The organism is Methylotuvimicrobium sp. KM2 (genome assembly GCF_038051925.1).
Classification (GTDB): Bacteria; Pseudomonadota; Gammaproteobacteria; order Methylococcales; family Methylomonadaceae; genus Methylotuvimicrobium.
The window spans coordinates 61,557-77,001 of sequence record NZ_CP150634.1 but is presented as its reverse complement, the minus strand read 5'-3'; the positions used below and the strand labels follow the sequence as shown (position 1 = coordinate 77,001).

The following is a 15,445-nucleotide window of genomic DNA, read 5'->3' as shown; positions in this document are numbered from 1 at the left end:
TTGATTATTTGATAAATATAACTTTTGCCGGCTAAATTTCGAAACCGGGCCTACCTAAATTAATGGGCAATATTGGAAGTACGAAAGATTGAATCATCATTAAACTGACGAGACTAATGATTGATAAAGCCGGCTATATTGATCGGCCACGATCGAATAGGAAAAACGCGCGACCGCATCCGCCCGCGCATTTTGACTCAACTCATCGGTACGCTTTTCGTCTTGCATTACCCATTGAATACCCAATGCCAAATCTTCAATATCAAAGGCGCGGGCTAAATAACCGGAGTGTTTATGTCGAACAATATCGGGCAAGCCGCAGGTATCGAAGGCAATCACCGGCGTCCCGCAAGCAAGCGACTCAACGCCGGCATTAGGTAAGTTGTCCTGACGCGACGGTACGACGATTGCGTCCGCCGCACTATAAAAAAGACGCAAACTCACATCGTCGTGCAAATGACCAGTGTAATGCATTGGAAAACCGAATCCCTGGTTTTTTTTCGGAGCCAATTGTCCGAGCACCAATAGTTCTAAATCCGGCATCAACCCCTGTAAATGCAACAAAGAAGCTTGCAATAAATCGAAGCCTTTACGAAAATCGCTTACCCCTCCTATTGCACCGAATAACAACAAAGGCACATCTTCGGGTAAATGTAATAATTGCCGTGCCAATGCTTTGTCGACCGGGGACCATTTTTCGGTATCGATTGCGTTAGGTATCACCGTTAAAGGCCAATCGCCCATCAATACGCTTTTTCGAACGCAGTCCGCCAACCAGTGACTTGGAGTCACGATGTGGAACGGTCGCTGCCAATGTTTGCGCTTGCGCTGCCAAACCCAGCGGTTGACATCCAGTCCTCGTTCGGAATTCGGCCTATTTTCTTTTGTATAGCCCTCTTGCCATCGTTGATGCTCAGGATAATGTTCTGCGCCGCTAAATGCCCACATGTCGTGCAATGTCCAAACGATAGGCTTGTTGAGGCGAGAAATGTCGCAGATCGACATCATTTCATCATTGACCCAATGCAAATGAACGACATCATTATCAGATGCATTCAAATTTTTTGAGCGATTGGAAGGCAATATCGCGAGGGAGTTGAATGTCGAATTACCCGAATTCAAAGACTTTGAGCACAAAGCGCCCAATAAAGGACGCAGTTTACTAAGGGCTTTAGACCATTTTGATTGGGGTCCCATTACTGTCCAATCACCCGCCTGCGCATTGACAACACACATTCGCGAATCAATACCTTGCTGCCGTAAGGCATGATGGATGCGATAAGCCGCTCGGGCAGCACCACCGCTGATATCGGAACAATTAAGATGGGTAACTTTCAAGGTTTTATCGCCTCTAGGTACATCGATTCCGCGCCCTTTCGCAGTAAGCCATTCGCATTGACATCCAAGGGCTCGAATGGAAAATCGGAAATAGCCGATGTTGTCGCGGACATTCGCCGCACATCTTTAAAGCCGGCTTGCAAAAGTAAACATTCAATCGTATGAAAATCATACATCCATGCATGTTTTTCCCCGACTCCGGTTAAACTGACATTTTGTTGCCGAAAGGTTGAAGGTAATAGCGACACAATTCCTTTTATATAAAATTGCTCCAGCTTATTAAGAATCTTTTTAGGGTTTTTGATGAGTCTTGACCAACGACTCCCCGGCAAAGTCCGAACCGGCGCATGCAGATCATGCCCAGTGCGCTGCCGGACGAAATCAATCATCTCTCTTTGTTCACTAAGCTCGGAGTTTAGCCTCGCATAATAGGCAGCCAATTCACCGCCAGAAACTCGACGCACACATTGGTCTAGCATTTCCAACATCAAAAAATCGGCCTTTTCGTGTTGTTCGCCTCCTGAACGACGCAAAGATAGATAGGTATCGCACAATTCCTCCCAATCCGGCAAGACCAAACGTAAAACGCCGCCGCTTTTGGTGATACGAAAACATTCCGATATGAAGCCGCTAACTAATTCTCGCGGTATATGCTCAATAAAGTGCGAGGAATACACAACATCCGCTTGCGCGTCCGATAATGGAAGCCGTCCTAATAAATCGGCTTGGCTGACATGAGCAGAATGCGGCATATAATCATAATTCTTCCAGCCTTCGACATAAACATCTCCGCATCCGATATTAACAAGCATACTCATAATATTTACCATATAAAGTGAAGACTCGGCCCAAGATAGCTATCAAGACAAACCGAGTTCGAAAAATAATCATATTATTTTCCAATGTGATAAGTCCCTGTCTATTAATTTTTCAAGTCTTTCGATATCGTTTTTATATAAATAGAAAAGCCTTTTTTTAGTCGCTTTATCTAGTGTTGGCTTAACTAAATTCGACTCTTGTATTTTTTCTAATTTTTGATTCAATTTTTCAGTTCCAAAAAACCAAGTGAGAAGCTTTTTTAAGGCCGGCTTAAATGGATATTTGCTTTTTATAATTGAATCGAGAAATTTGTACTTTGGAAGCCCTGTTTTATTTTTAAATGACGGATCACGAAATTGAAATGTTTCATCGATACCAAGAAAAATGCATAATTCTTTTAAACAATTTTCTTTATCTTTTAGAAAATCATCGAATATTATAATTTTTACATCGTCAAAATTTTCCAGATAAGACTTGACTGACTGATAGTAAAAGCCCGGTTTTGTGATAAAAAAACCATACCATATATTCTCCTTAACCCAGTCATCTTCTTTTCTCAAAATCTCCTCAATGCTAAGCTGGTCAAATCCATCTCTTACAATATGTAAGTAATTTGAATAAGCTCTATCTATAGGATTTCTAAGGATTAAAATAATTTTAACCGATTCCCCTAACTCCGATTTGATATTTTTTATTGATTCTTCATAATAATATAGATAATCAGGAGAAATATCGCCAATCGCTTTATTATGCTTATCGACGAATAAATTATAATATTCTTTTTTATTCGATATTATCTTAGCCCATTTCTTTTTTGAGAATGGATTTATATTCTTTTCCGAGATATTTGAAAAATATCTACATTCTTTTATCTCTGGCAAAAAAACATCAGGATGCTGCTTTAAGTATCCGTCCAGCGATGTAGTTCCGGACTTTGCGGCACCGGCAATCAAAAAGTTAGGCCTACTCATATTTCATCGATCGAGTATCCAAGAATATTGATAAGTTCTTTTGTCTCCGATATTATGTATTGCCGAACACTCGCATCCATATCGGCGGCAGTTTTACCCGTACCGACAAATTGCAACTTTCTCAATGGATCATGTTTATTATAGAGAGATTCATTTTGTTTCATGCTTTCAAGACTCACAAGCTCAATCGCTTCATTTGCAGTATCGGAAGAAATACCGATACCCAAATTAGTGTATAAATCAATGATTGCGTCGAGTGTATTTTTTCTTAAATCTTCGAACTTAAGCACATGCATTCTTTGTGACTTGGGCTTGTTTAGCCATCCTTCTACATGATTTTTCCAAGCCTGAATACCATATTTTTTATTTTTAACAAAATCTATCAGTGAACCTGAGAATTGTTGCCTTTGCGCCATAAACCCATAGTAGCTACTCATGACGCTTACAGGGTTTCTAACTAAGTAAATAACATGATTGTAAAATGGACAATATCCGTAATGACTTTTTATGAATCTAAACTTTGGCATATCCCACATTGGCTCGTCAATAATTGATCGGGAGACTTGGACGTCCGGAATAATCTGAGAAATATTATAATATGTTGCTCTATAAATCGACCCAGACTCAATCAAATTGATATTGGCGATGATACTGGAAAACCAAGTCACTCCACTCTTAGGAAACTCGACTATATAAATATCGCTATTTTTTGTTTTTTTCGGCAAATATTTATAATATTTATATTCAATCAGTTTTTCTTTTGCAAAAGCAATCATATTATCAGTCCTTGTAATAGCCATAATTCCCCAGACTTAACTTAAAACTCTGGGATAATTTTTTGTTAGCGTTTTCATAGATACCTAAAATCGCCTTTCTTTGCTCAGAATCCATAGATATGGACTTGCTAACATGATCATTTTTTGAAAGCACAATCGAACGCAACCATTCTTTTTGTCTTTTTGTAAGCTTGATTTTAGCAATAGGCAAATATTTTTCTTTGAAAAAATACAACTTATCCAGGAGCGTCGTTTTCCTTATTTCCTTATGACCTTGACTAGTGCTTCGAATATTCTCTTGTTTATTTATTAATTCTTTTTCCAAGTGAGCGCCATCGACCCCCAAAATATCACATAAATTGTTATAAAACTCTTGAGGATTCTGTTGAAGTTGTTCGAATACGATTACATGGATATTTCTGTCGCCAAATATTTTTTTATATTGAGAAACAACATCATTATAATCCAGAGCTTTTTTAAATGCATGATTACCATTACCTTGCAAAAAAAGATCTATAAACTTCAAAAAAGTATCGGTCTTATTATATTTACAATAATAATGCGTATACGATTGCGCATAAAGAGATGCTATCATGTCGTCTTGCTTTCTTATTGAAATTAGAATTTTCACGTCATATCGATTTTCATCAAATGCTCTTCTTAAGGCCATGGCAATATTATTACAACTAGGTAAATAATCTTTTCCATTTACCCTTGATATCCGTAAGCAATCGAATAAAAATGCCTCTTCTGAAAGAATGGCTTTATTTTTTATTGTTCTATCATCAAGAACGCTGCTTACTTGCGAACCGACTTCATTATTGAAAATAATTTTAGCTATCAGCTCATCCTGGAATACAAATTTATTTTCCTTATCATAAAACTTACCTAAATATTGTATATCTTCAATTTTTGGAAAAAAATGGTTTTGTAAGGTAGTTGTCCCTGTCTTTGGATAACCGACATGAATAAATATTGTTTTTTTACTTTCCATTTTTATCCCAACCGATCCAATAAAATGTTAACAACGCCTTAGTTTGAAGTTTGAAATTTATTCTAGTTCCTTTAAATATCGCATTGCCTAAATAGATAGCTAAAAAATAAGAAATTAAAGTCGCAAAAGCAGCGCCAATAAGACCATAATAATTAATGAGTATTAAATTAAGAAAAACATTAATCACAGCTCCAATAACTAGATTAAACGATATCAGCTTTTGCTTATTTTCAGCCGTATACCACATCCTGGAGCCATTATTCATAAAAATAAATATATTAGACCATATATAAATAATTAAAATATCGACTGACGGCAAGTATTCGGAACCAAAAGCAGTTTCTACAATCTCCACTGAAAACAAAGTCATTGCTATCGATATTACAACTGATATAAGTATCAAAAGCCTATATAAGTTTAATAGCCTTTGATAATACAATCTTTCGTCGACTTTTTTTGCATTCAACACGGCTGGAAATAATGAGGTAGTCACCGCCGCAGTAATAAATAACCATACTTCTGTTAACCTTACTGCAACAGCATAATAACCCACCGATACAGGTCCCATAATCTCCTTAATCATTACTTGATCGATTTTCATATATACCGATATAGCAACACCGGATAGTATCATTGGCCAGGATTCTTTAAGTAGCTTTCTGGCAATGGCTAAATCGAATATCAGGTAAAATGTTGGTTTTTTTTGTAATCGATAGGCGATGATATAACTGATGGCAAGACTAAGACTATCGACAAGCACAACGAGTACAAACCATACAAGCTCCGCCTTAACCAGGACCAAATATATTTTGATAAGTGACGACAATGCTAGCTGAATAGTCTTGCAAATAGAAACGACTTTTCCTTGTACTTTAGATTGAAAATAAAAATCAATAACCTCAAAACTTTGAAAAATTATTCCCGCCCCTATAATAAAAATATATAGATTAGTTGTCGCATCGTTTGATGTGAAAGGAAGAATAATAGCGATGGATGTCAAGGCTAGAATTGCGCCTATAATTTTCAACCAAAATGCCGTTCCCAAATACTTGTCACGTTCATTCGGCTCGTTTACTAAGTCCCTTATTAATATCCCGTCAAAGCCTAATTTTGCCACACACCCAAAAATAGCGGTAAACGAAAGCACATAACTCAACACACCAAATTGTTCCGGCCCCAGAAATCGAGCCACCCATATTCCAACAAGCAAACCGGCGACTATACGCAAGACCTTCTCACTCATTAGCCATAGGATATTATTCAAATAACGTATAAATCCTCGTTTTTTGATAATCGATCTAATCCTATTATGAATATTATTTAACATTCCATAATGCCTATTTTTAACATCATGCTATTCCAGAATTGCCTATCTCAATAATTTACTCGTAAATATTCAGTTCCCCTGGCCATTATCGTTCCCACGCTTTGCGTGGAAACGATAGGGGATGTGAATCATTACATTTACGTTATACCTTTTGCACTTCAAATTTCGGCAGTGCCGGAGGAGGCCTCGGGGTGCTCGGTAAAGGCTTTGCCAGCATGGAGCTGGCATAGAGCCTACAGGGACGTATTCACCCAGCACCTAAATTATCCAAGATAGTTAACCATAGCCAATGGACTATGGAATTTAGGTGCTGGGTTCACGGCATCCTTTGACGGGCACACCGGTGCCGAATTTTGATCTACGATCGCTATATCAAAGAGATGGGCTGAATATTTACCGAAATGCTCGTCGGTTTTTTGCTTCAAGGAAGGTGCGACTACGGGAAATAGCCAATGCAACTATGCCTTTTTCATTCATTGGATTCTACCATCTCCCGGAAGCAATATCGGAGGCATTTGCACGAAAAAACCTTTGTCATTAAGACTTTCTATCACCCTCTCCGAATTTTCGCGCGCTAACTTTCGGTCCGGCGTTAATTCCAGTTCCATCACGAATTGCATCGGACTCATTGACTTGAACAAAGTATCCGGTACATCGGTAAAATCGTCTTTTTTATCGAGGTATAAATAAAGTTCTTCTTTTTTTAGACTTTTATAAATAAAACACTGCATAATCGAGTTCTTTTAAACGACAACGAATTGAGCATTTTAGCTGTTTTTGTTTAGAATCCCTATGCCGATTAATTAACGATTCCCTCATGGCCAAATCTTCGTTCGACTCTTCCCGCTTTTTTACCACCGCCTGCAATTTTGAAGGCTCGCTGATTCTAGTCTCCGCTTTGTTTGGCTGGTTTGCCGGTATTAATCCTTTTGCCGATCTTTATTTTTCCGAACAAGCGTTTTTTTACGGTATTGTCGGCACGGTGCCGTTATTTATATTTTTTTTCGCCCTTGAGCAAATCAATATCCCATCGATTCGTAAAATTCGCAGCCTATTGGTCGACACCTTGGGATCAGGTCTAAAAACGTGCCATTGGACCGATATTTTTTTTCTCGCCGCGATCGCCGGATTTTCAGAGGAGTTATTGTTTAGAGGATTGATTCAACCGTGGATCGAAGCCTATTGGGGAATGGCTGCGGGACTTATCGGCAGTAATATCATTTTTGGATTGGTCCATGCCGTGACACCGCTTTATGCGCTACTGGCAACCTTAATCGGTATTTATCTCGGCTTGGCAATGGACTTCGGCGGCGAAAGAAACCTGATGACGCCGATGATCATTCACGGGCTTTATGATTTTCTGGCTTTTTTGATGATCATGAAATCGTTCCGACGCGACAGCGAATAGCCGCAGCTTTTTCCATGGTTTTTCCATTCGAGCGTTCATTCGCCCAACGGCTCGGGGCGACCCAACCAAAAGCCTTGGGCATAGTCGACGCCTAATTCCAATAAATGCTGATAGATCGCTTCGGTTTCAACGAATTCGGCAATGGTTTGTTTACCCAGCAAATGCCCGATTTCATTGATCGATTTGACCATCGCCAAATCGACCGGGTCGCAACAAATATCCTTGACGAACATTCCGTCGATTTTTAGAAAATCCACCGGCAGATTTTTCAGATAGGCGAACGACGACAAGCCGCTGCCGAAATCGTCCAACGCAAAACGGCATCCGAGTGTTTTCAAGGCCCCCATGAATCGAGTCGCTTGGTTCAAATTGGCAATCGCGGCGGTTTCGGTCACCTCAAAACAAAAGCGCTCCGCCGGTAAATTGAATTTTTTTAGTGCCTGCTGAATACAAAGCTGAGCCGAATCGGAACCGAGCGTTTGCCCCGATAAATTGATCGAGCACATCGATAGATCGGCCAATGCCCCCGAGTGTTCGGCAAACCAAAGCAGCGTATTTTCGATGATGTATTCGTCGATTCGGTTCATTAGACCATAGCGCTCGGCGGCCGGAATAAATGCGCCGGGCAAAATAACTTCCCGGTCGGCGCTCATAATCCTGACCAAAATTTCATAATGCTCGCCATTTTGCGTGCCGGTCGTGCAGATGGGCTGACGGTATAATTGAAAGCGTTGATTATCGAGCGCGTCGTTGAGTTTGGCGACCCATTGCATTTGTCCGGACAGCCGGCGAATTTCCTCGTCGTTTTTTTGATAGACAAAAACCCGATTTCGTCCGGCATCTTTCGCGGCATAACAAGAGGCATCGGCGACCATTAACAAATCGTTCAAGCAATTAAATTCATCGGTAATCGCCATCAAGCCAATGCTGACACCGATATGAAAGCTTTGGTTGTTCCAGTTGAATCGATAATCGGCAATGATTTCACGCAGCTCATCGGCTAACCGTTCAGCCTGCTCGATCGCGCAATGCTCCATCAGCACCCCGAATTCGTCGCCGCCCAAGCGCGCCAACGTATCCCGTTTGCGTACCTTGCCCTGCAGCAGTGAAGTCACCTGCTTGAGTAATTCATCGCCGGCGGTATGTCCGCAAGTATCGTTAATCACTTTGAATTGATCGAGATCGAGATAGCAAAACGCAAATTGATCTTCGCATACTTTACGAGTCCGCAATACGCGGTTCAGCCGCGATTCGAATTCGCGGCGATTAACCAAGCCAGTCAAAGGATCGTGCGACGCCTGATAGGCTAGCTCTCTCGATAATCGGCGGGCGTGACTGACATCGCTGAATACCAAGACCACGCCTTGAATTTCGTTACCTTCCCCGCGAATCGGAGCCGCCGAATCCTGTATCGCATATTCGCGGCCCAGACGATCGATTAACACTGTGCCGCTCATCAGAATTTTCGACTCACCCTCGGATAAACATTGCGCGACCGGATTCGGCAATTGATTACGGGTATTTTCATCGATAATATGGAAAACTTCGTCGATAGGACGGCCGAGCGCTTCGGCATGCCGCCATTCGGTCAGTTTTTCGGCGGCGGGATTGATGAATTCGATCCGGCCGGTATTGTCGGTAACGATTACCGCATCGCCGATCGATTTGAGCGTAACTTGGGCTCGCTCTTTTTCCTGCGTCAACCTTTCCTCGGCCTGCTTGCGGTAATCGATTTCCAAACGCAGTTCGGCGGTACGTTCTTCAACCAATTGTTCAAGATGCCGGCGATAAGATTCCAGTTCCGCTTCGACCGCTTTCGCTTTTAAAACATTGTCGATTGTAATCGGGATGAGATGCAGATATTCGCCGTTGATATCCTTGGTCAAATAATCGGCGGCACCCAGTTTCAGAGCTTTCACGGCGACGGCTTCGTTGCCGCTACCGGTCACAAAAATAATCGGGGTTGCCATCGGAATATAATCGACGATATCGAATGCGGTACCGTCGCCGAGCGCATGGTCGGCCAATACGATATCGAAGGTCTGTTTTTTCAACAAATCAACCGCTTCAGCCACCGATCCTGCAATCGTATAGTCGTAAGGTAATTGTTCTTGTTTGACAAAGCGCTTGAAACTCATCTGATCGGCCAAATCGTCTTCGACCAACAGCAAGCTCACGGGCTTTTTCCTAGTCATGAACGCTGCGTCCAATAAGGCTTAAGCACCTGGATCGCGTCTAGAAACTGTTCGTAATCGACCGGTTTGAGAATATAACCGGAAATGCCTAAGTCGAAACAGCGATCGACATCCTGCCTTTCTTTCGATGAGGTCAGCATCATGACCGGTATATTTCTGAATACCGGATGCTCTTTGAGATGTTTCAGACACTCGTGACCGTTCATCTTAGGCATATTGATATCGAGCAAAATAATGGCCGGCAAGCCGTGTTCAGGATTGCGTAAATATTCGAGCGCTTGTTCGCCGTCATGCACGACCAACAATTCATTGAGGACGCCAAGTTTTTTGAAACTCCGCTGAACGGTCATCACATCGACCTGATCATCCTCAACCAAGAGAATGGGCTGTATGTTATTCATGTTGTGCGGCTTTCGGTATCGTAAACAAAAAATTGCAACCGCAACCCGGCTCGGACTCGATCCGGATGCGACCGCCCCAGTTGTCAACTATTTTTTCGATCAGGCTTAATCCGATACCGGTGCTATCGGATTGATCCTTTGGCGCGAGTGTTTGAAACAGTTGGAAGATTTTCTCCTGATAGTGCCTAGGAATGCCTGGGCCGTTGTCTTTAACGCTGAATTCCCAGCTGGACTCGTGTTCGCGGCAACTTATTTCAATAACCCCATGGCTTTTATCGTTATATTTGATCGCATTATCCAGCAAATTTTGAAAAACCTGAAATATTTTAAGCTTTTCTCCTACGATAGTCGGTAAGCCGGCTTGCACTTTGATTTCGATATGCGACGGCGGTGCGATATGTTTGATCGTTTCCATTAACAACACATTGATGTCGACTTGTTCGTCAGGTTCTTTGATGCGCCCAACCCGCGAATACTGCAATATACCGTCGATCATCTCATGCATGCGTTTTGCCCGGCTTTGCAATAAGGCCATTTGCTCCTTGCCGTCATCGTCGAACGCATCACGGTAATCTTCGGCAATCCAGCCGGATAATTGATTGATCGCGCGTAAAGGCGCTTTTAAATCGTGCGATACGACATAAGCAAAACTTTTCAGTTCTTCATTGGCTTTATTCAATGCCGAGGTCCTCGCGGCAACGCGTTGTTCGAGCTCTTTATTGAGTAAATTGATTTGCATCTGGCTTTGTTTCATTTTTTCGATCAACAAGGTGTTTTGCAGCGCAATCGCCGCTTGTGCGATCAATAGCCGAGTCATTTCGATATCTTCGAGCGAAAACACCGATTTGATCAAATTGTTTTCCAGATACAATACGCCCAGCACTTGTTGTTGCATTTGCAATGGCAAACATAATACCGATTTCAGTTGCCTTTTCTGTACCGTATCATCGGTTTTAAAATCACCTTCGACCGCGGCATTGTTCAAGACCACCAGTTCGGCGGTTCGGTAAACATAATTGACGATCGCAAGGCTAAGAGTATCGGCCTGCAGTTCGCCTCCGTCGCGTATCTCGACTTCGACCCGATCATGCTTGGCGCCTTTAGCCAATACCGTTAATTGCTGATTTTCGGCAATCAACAAATAACCGGTTTTCGCGCCCAAGCGCGCCATCACCGATTCCATGATCGTCACCAGTAAGGGTTTAAAGTCGAGTTGTTGCGTAATCGTTCGAGTCGCTCGAACCAAATAGTCGACATCGAGCAATTGCGCCAACGATTGCTCTGTCTGTTTCCGCCTTTCGGTAACCGTGAACGAATATTGCTGTGCAAGTTGCGCCGTTTTGATATCGGCGCCGCATTGACGATAAATTTTAACGGCCCGATTCAAATGATACGAAGCATGATCGTGTTGTTTATCGAGCAGAATCTGTCCCAACCGCTCGTGTAAAAACGCTTCCAAAAATAAATATTGCCGCGACTTGGCCGAATCGATCGCATCCAAGCCATAGCGCCGGGCTTGACTGAAGTCGTCGTCGTGACATGCCCGCTCCATTATCATGAACAGCAAATAGGGCTTGAGAATCGGCCCCAACGAGGACCAAACCTCGACCCGCTCCAGGCAGCGCTCGAGATAATTTCGTTCCTCGTCGTCCAATGTTGGATGTAGTCTCAAACCATTGACGTAACGAAATACATACCAGAGCCGGTTGAGTATATTGTCGCTCAAGCCTCGTAAATACGGCTCGGCCCGCGCCAAACAACTGGCCGCCTGCCGATAATCGCCGAGATAATGACTGCTAATTCCTTTTAAAGTGAAATATCCGCCGACCGAAACGACATGCTTGTCTTGTTCCCAGCGATTTAACTTGGCATCGATTTTCGCCTCGGTTAGCTTGTTCCGGCCGACATTCATTTCGTCGACCCAACCGGCCAATACGCTTTCGGCAAGCCCGAGCGATAACGACAGATTAAATTTTTTCGAAAAACGCCGGCACTCTTCGGCCACACTTATCACCTGATACAAATCGTTGCCTCGATGGATCAAATGCCAAAGATAAGGCCCGTAGGACAAGCCGGCGTTGTATAAATCGCCGCAATTTTTACCGCGGTGAATATTTTGCTGGCATTGCTGAATAATGTGCTCGGAAGACCTTCGATTGTGCATATTGGTCCATAATATGCCATTGATCCCCTTGGTCGCGCCGAAGGTATCGGGATAGCGCTCCGATAAAGCGAGGCCGAGATCTTCGTAGCGAAACGACATGTCGTATTTATCCTGCCGCTGTAAATACAAGCCGACCATCGAAAAACCGTAAATCACCGTTTCATCGACACCGCCGGCCAAACAGTTTTGCGTCGACTGGATCGCGGAAAGATACAATTGCGGCACCATGCCGGCCAAGTAGTAATCCGGTATCAATTCGCTATAGATACCGGTTTCGATCCGCGTCGCGCGGTCGCCGCTGGGCGTGATATCGAGAATTTGTTGCCAGACATCGCCATGCCCTTGATGAATTTGTTCCAAAATGCTTCCTGCACGCTGCAAGGCCTCATTGTCATCTTCCGGAATCGCGCGCCCAAAATAGCTCAAACCGCGATTACCCAATTCAATCGCCTCTTTGAACTTGCCCATCGACGACAAGCCCGTAGTCTGCTCGTACAAGCAGTCGGCCCGGTCCAGATCGCTTTTCGCTTTTGCAATCAAGGTATTGAGTATCGCTTCCGAAGCCGGCTGATTGCCGAGCGCCATTTCGGTACGTGCCAGATATTTATGTAAATCGAATAAAAATTCATAATCGCTGTCCCAGTCCGGATCGGGATACAAGGCTTTCGCCTGCGCAAAGAAAAAATTGGCGTTATCCATCGCCAGTGCTTTCATCGCGGCAATTCCGGCATGATAATTAAACACGGCCTCTTGTTTGAGCCGCTCCGCGCTGGGCTTTTGCGTGCGACCTCCCTCCAAATGTTCGACGATCGCGAATAAGTTCGGCTGTGTTTCGAGGTTGGCGTTTACGGGGATCGCCTCAATATAGGCTTGTGCGATGCGTTCGTGAACGTCGCGCTTTTTCGTTTCATCCATGAAGCTCTCGACCGCCGCTTGAACTTGGTCGTGAAAAAAATAGAGTTGATTTTTTTCACGCAATAAAATGTTATCGACAAAGGCTTCCGACAGTAATTGATATAACACCGACATTTCGATACCGGCGGCACGCGCCAAATCTTCGGCTTGAAAGCGCGCGCCCAAACAGGCGCCAATCATCAACATGTCGAGCGTCTGACACGCCAGCTTCGAAATTTTGTCTTTAAACAAATCCAACGCCGTATCGGGAATCTCGGTATGCCGTAAATGTTCGTCATCCCAAGTCCAGATACCGTCATCACCCAAATGCAAATGCCGGTAACTATGCAACCAGCGCAAACTTTCATTGACGAACAACGGATTACCCGCCGAGGTCTGAAATATGATCTCGGCCAATGCTTCGGTCCGAACCGGATAGGTATTGAGAATATAGGCCGTCATCAAATTGACTTCATGTAAGCCCAAGGCATTCAGACGAATCTCCAACAAAGGCCGGTCATCACGCTTGATGCGTTCGATCAAGCGATTCAATCGATGGCCGGCATCGACTTCGTTATGCCGGTAAGCGCCAACCCAAAACAGCCAAGGATATTCCGCCGAATTGTCGAAAAAACTTTCCAGAACATCGAAGGTTGCAGCATCACACCATTGCAAATCGTCGATGAATAAGGTCAACGGGTTTTCAGAACTGGCCAGCCCGGCGATAAAGCGTCCGACGGTATCGTTGAATCGATTGCGCGCTTCGACCGGCGGCAAATCGACGACGTTCGGCTGAGGCCCGATGATCAGCTCCAATTCCGGCACCAAATCGATCATCAAGCGACCGTTGTCGCCCAATTGCTCGCCGATTCGCTGACGCCAGTATTCGATCCTATCCTTGTCCTCGGATAATAAGGTTTTGATCAAGCTCGTAAATGCTTGTATCAAGGTGCTGTAGGGAATGTGTTTCTTAAACTGATCGAACTTACCTGAAGTGAAATAGCCGGAATGCGCGACAATGGGCAATTGCAGCTCTTGAATTAGCCGGGTCTTGCCGATTCCCGACCACCCGGAAATCAACGCGGCGCGAAAGACACCCGAGCAGACTTTATTGAACTCACTCAACAATTGCTGCTTTTCCCTGTCTCGACCGACCATTACCGAAGGGATCGTGATCCGGTTGCTGAAATCGCGTTGCTTCAAAACGAAATCGTCGATATGCCGTTCCATCCGCCACTGCGTCAAACAAATGCGCAGATCGTTTGCCAGGCCGGATGCGGTTTGATAGTGCTTTTCGGGTGCTTTTTCCAAAAGCAATGCAATAATATTGCTCAAAGCCGTCGGAATTAGCGGGTCGATTTGATGTAAGGGTTCCGGCGTTTCGGCAAGATGCGAATGAACGATTGCGATCGGATCGTTAAATGAAAACGGCGCCTTACCGGTTAGACAGGCATAAAGCACCATACCCAAAGAATACAAATCGGTAGCATAATTCACCGTGTATTTGATGCGTCCGGTTTGTTCGGGCGAAAGATAAGGCAGGGTTTGTGTGCGAAAATGCGGATCGTAGATGAAATGACTGACCTGATTGATATCGAGGATACGAATGTCGTCGATTATCTGGACGGATAAATTATCCGGCCATATCAAAATATTGGTCGGCTTGATACTTTTATGAATATGCCCGGCTTTATGGATCTCTTCGAGCCGTTCGGCCAGCGCTACGGCGATCGTCAGCACACGTTCGATGTCGGGTTCCGAACTGAACGGCAAACATTCGGATAACGGCTTGGCATCGATATAAGGCTGCCGTAATACCAACCTGCCGTTTTCCCTGCTGAGGATTTTCGGAATGATGCTATGCGGTATGGCTAACTGGCTGAGCAAGTCGATTTGTTGCCGAACATAATCGCCAATACCCTTCACGCAAAAACGAAGCTTGATATCCTTTAAAACGACTAATTCCGAAGTACGAACATGCTGCGCTTTAAAAACATATGCATGCATGCTTTCGCCAAGCTTTTCGAGGATCCGATAATCTAAAAATTGGGTCATGCCATTACTTTCTTTATACTCAAAAATTAGCTAACTTTATGAAGGTATGGGGTGTGGCTAGCGAGGATGTCGGCAGCAGGGAGCTGCCGTCAAGCCCGCATGG

At 43.8% G+C, this 15,445-nt stretch carries 11 protein-coding genes; 1 reads left to right on the top strand and 10 read right to left on the bottom strand.

The features are described from left to right. Positions 1-99: 99 nt before the first annotated feature. The 7 genes from WJM45_RS00305 to WJM45_RS00275 all read right to left on the bottom strand — a co-directional run bounded on the left by WJM45_RS00305 (position 100) and on the right by WJM45_RS00275 (position 6,956). Positions 100-1,338: a glycosyltransferase family 4 protein gene (locus WJM45_RS00305; RefSeq protein ID WP_341327022.1), complete on the bottom strand. Its 1,239-nt coding sequence runs from the start codon at positions 1,336-1,338 to the stop codon at positions 100-102. Then, the gene (locus WJM45_RS00300; protein WP_341327021.1) at positions 1,335-2,156 is read right to left on the bottom strand and encodes a methyltransferase domain-containing protein; all 822 of its coding nucleotides are present in this window, start codon (positions 2,154-2,156) and stop codon (positions 1,335-1,337) included. The genes WJM45_RS00305 and WJM45_RS00300 overlap by 4 nt, the downstream gene beginning before the upstream one ends. Positions 2,157-2,225: 69 nt before the next feature. Then, entirely contained in the window at positions 2,226-3,128 is a 903-nt protein-coding gene (locus tag WJM45_RS00295; protein ID WP_341327020.1) for a sulfotransferase, read from the bottom strand. Further along, positions 3,125-3,904, bottom strand: coding sequence for a sulfotransferase domain-containing protein (locus tag WJM45_RS00290; protein ID WP_341327019.1), 780 nt, complete (start codon positions 3,902-3,904; stop codon positions 3,125-3,127). The genes WJM45_RS00295 and WJM45_RS00290 overlap by 4 nt, the downstream gene beginning before the upstream one ends. A 4-nt stretch (positions 3,905-3,908) precedes the next feature. After that, complete coding sequence (locus WJM45_RS00285; RefSeq protein WP_341327018.1) at positions 3,909-4,898, bottom strand: sulfotransferase domain-containing protein; 990 nt, start codon at positions 4,896-4,898, stop codon at positions 3,909-3,911. Next, positions 4,888-6,225, bottom strand: coding sequence for a flippase (locus WJM45_RS00280; RefSeq protein ID WP_341327017.1), 1,338 nt, complete (start codon positions 6,223-6,225; stop codon positions 4,888-4,890). The genes WJM45_RS00285 and WJM45_RS00280 overlap by 11 nt, the downstream gene beginning before the upstream one ends. A 473-nt stretch (positions 6,226-6,698) precedes the next feature. Further along, positions 6,699-6,956, bottom strand: a complete 258-nt coding sequence (locus WJM45_RS00275) for a YcgL domain-containing protein (protein ID WP_341327016.1) — start codon at positions 6,954-6,956, stop codon at positions 6,699-6,701. Between the two features lie 86 nt (positions 6,957-7,042). Here WJM45_RS00275 and WJM45_RS00270 point away from each other — a divergent pair, with 86 nt between their 5' ends. Continuing rightward, positions 7,043-7,633 carry a type II CAAX endopeptidase family protein gene (locus WJM45_RS00270; protein ID WP_341327015.1) on the top strand — a complete coding sequence of 197 codons (591 nt, stop codon included), beginning with the start codon at positions 7,043-7,045 and terminating at the stop codon, positions 7,631-7,633. A gap of 35 nt (positions 7,634-7,668) precedes the next feature. On the opposite strand, the gene WJM45_RS00265 is transcribed toward WJM45_RS00270, so the two are convergent. From WJM45_RS00265 to WJM45_RS00255, 3 genes are read right to left on the bottom strand one after another with little or no spacing between them, the layout of a single operon-like run. Then, entirely contained in the window at positions 7,669-9,810 is a 2,142-nt protein-coding gene (locus tag WJM45_RS00265; RefSeq protein ID WP_341327014.1) for an EAL domain-containing protein, read from the bottom strand. A gap of 14 nt (positions 9,811-9,824) precedes the next feature. Then, entirely contained in the window at positions 9,825-10,229 is a 405-nt protein-coding gene (locus WJM45_RS00260; protein ID WP_341327013.1) for a response regulator, read from the bottom strand. Further along, positions 10,222-15,342 (bottom strand): AAA family ATPase, encoded by a 5,121-nt coding sequence (locus WJM45_RS00255; protein WP_341327012.1) that lies wholly within the window; start codon positions 15,340-15,342, stop codon positions 10,222-10,224. Before WJM45_RS00255 ends, WJM45_RS00260 begins: the two co-directional genes overlap by 8 nt. Positions 15,343-15,445: the final 103 nt, after the last annotated feature.

What these genes read in the sequence shown, in the direction of transcription:
- WJM45_RS00300 (WP_341327021.1), bottom strand. Translation starts at nt 2,156, where the DNA reads ATGAGTATGCTTGTTAATATCGGATGCGGAGATGTTTATGTCGAAGGC.
- WJM45_RS00295 (WP_341327020.1), bottom strand. Translation starts at nt 3,128, where the DNA reads ATGAGTAGGCCTAACTTTTTGATTGCCGGTGCCGCAAAGTCCGGAACT.
- WJM45_RS00290 (WP_341327019.1), bottom strand. Translation starts at nt 3,904, where the DNA reads ATGATTGCTTTTGCAAAAGAAAAACTGATTGAATATAAATATTATAAA.
- WJM45_RS00285 (WP_341327018.1), bottom strand. Translation starts at nt 4,898, where the DNA reads ATGGAAAGTAAAAAAACAATATTTATTCATGTCGGTTATCCAAAGACA.
- WJM45_RS00280 (WP_341327017.1), bottom strand. Translation starts at nt 6,225, where the DNA reads ATGTTAAATAATATTCATAATAGGATTAGATCGATTATCAAAAAACGA.
- WJM45_RS00275 (WP_341327016.1), bottom strand. Translation starts at nt 6,956, where the DNA reads ATGCAGTGTTTTATTTATAAAAGTCTAAAAAAAGAAGAACTTTATTTA.
- WJM45_RS00270 (WP_341327015.1), top strand. Translation starts at nt 7,043, where the DNA reads ATGGCCAAATCTTCGTTCGACTCTTCCCGCTTTTTTACCACCGCCTGC.
- WJM45_RS00260 (WP_341327013.1), bottom strand. Translation starts at nt 10,229, where the DNA reads ATGAATAACATACAGCCCATTCTCTTGGTTGAGGATGATCAGGTCGAT.
- WJM45_RS00255 (WP_341327012.1), bottom strand. Translation starts at nt 15,342, where the DNA reads ATGACCCAATTTTTAGATTATCGGATCCTCGAAAAGCTTGGCGAAAGC.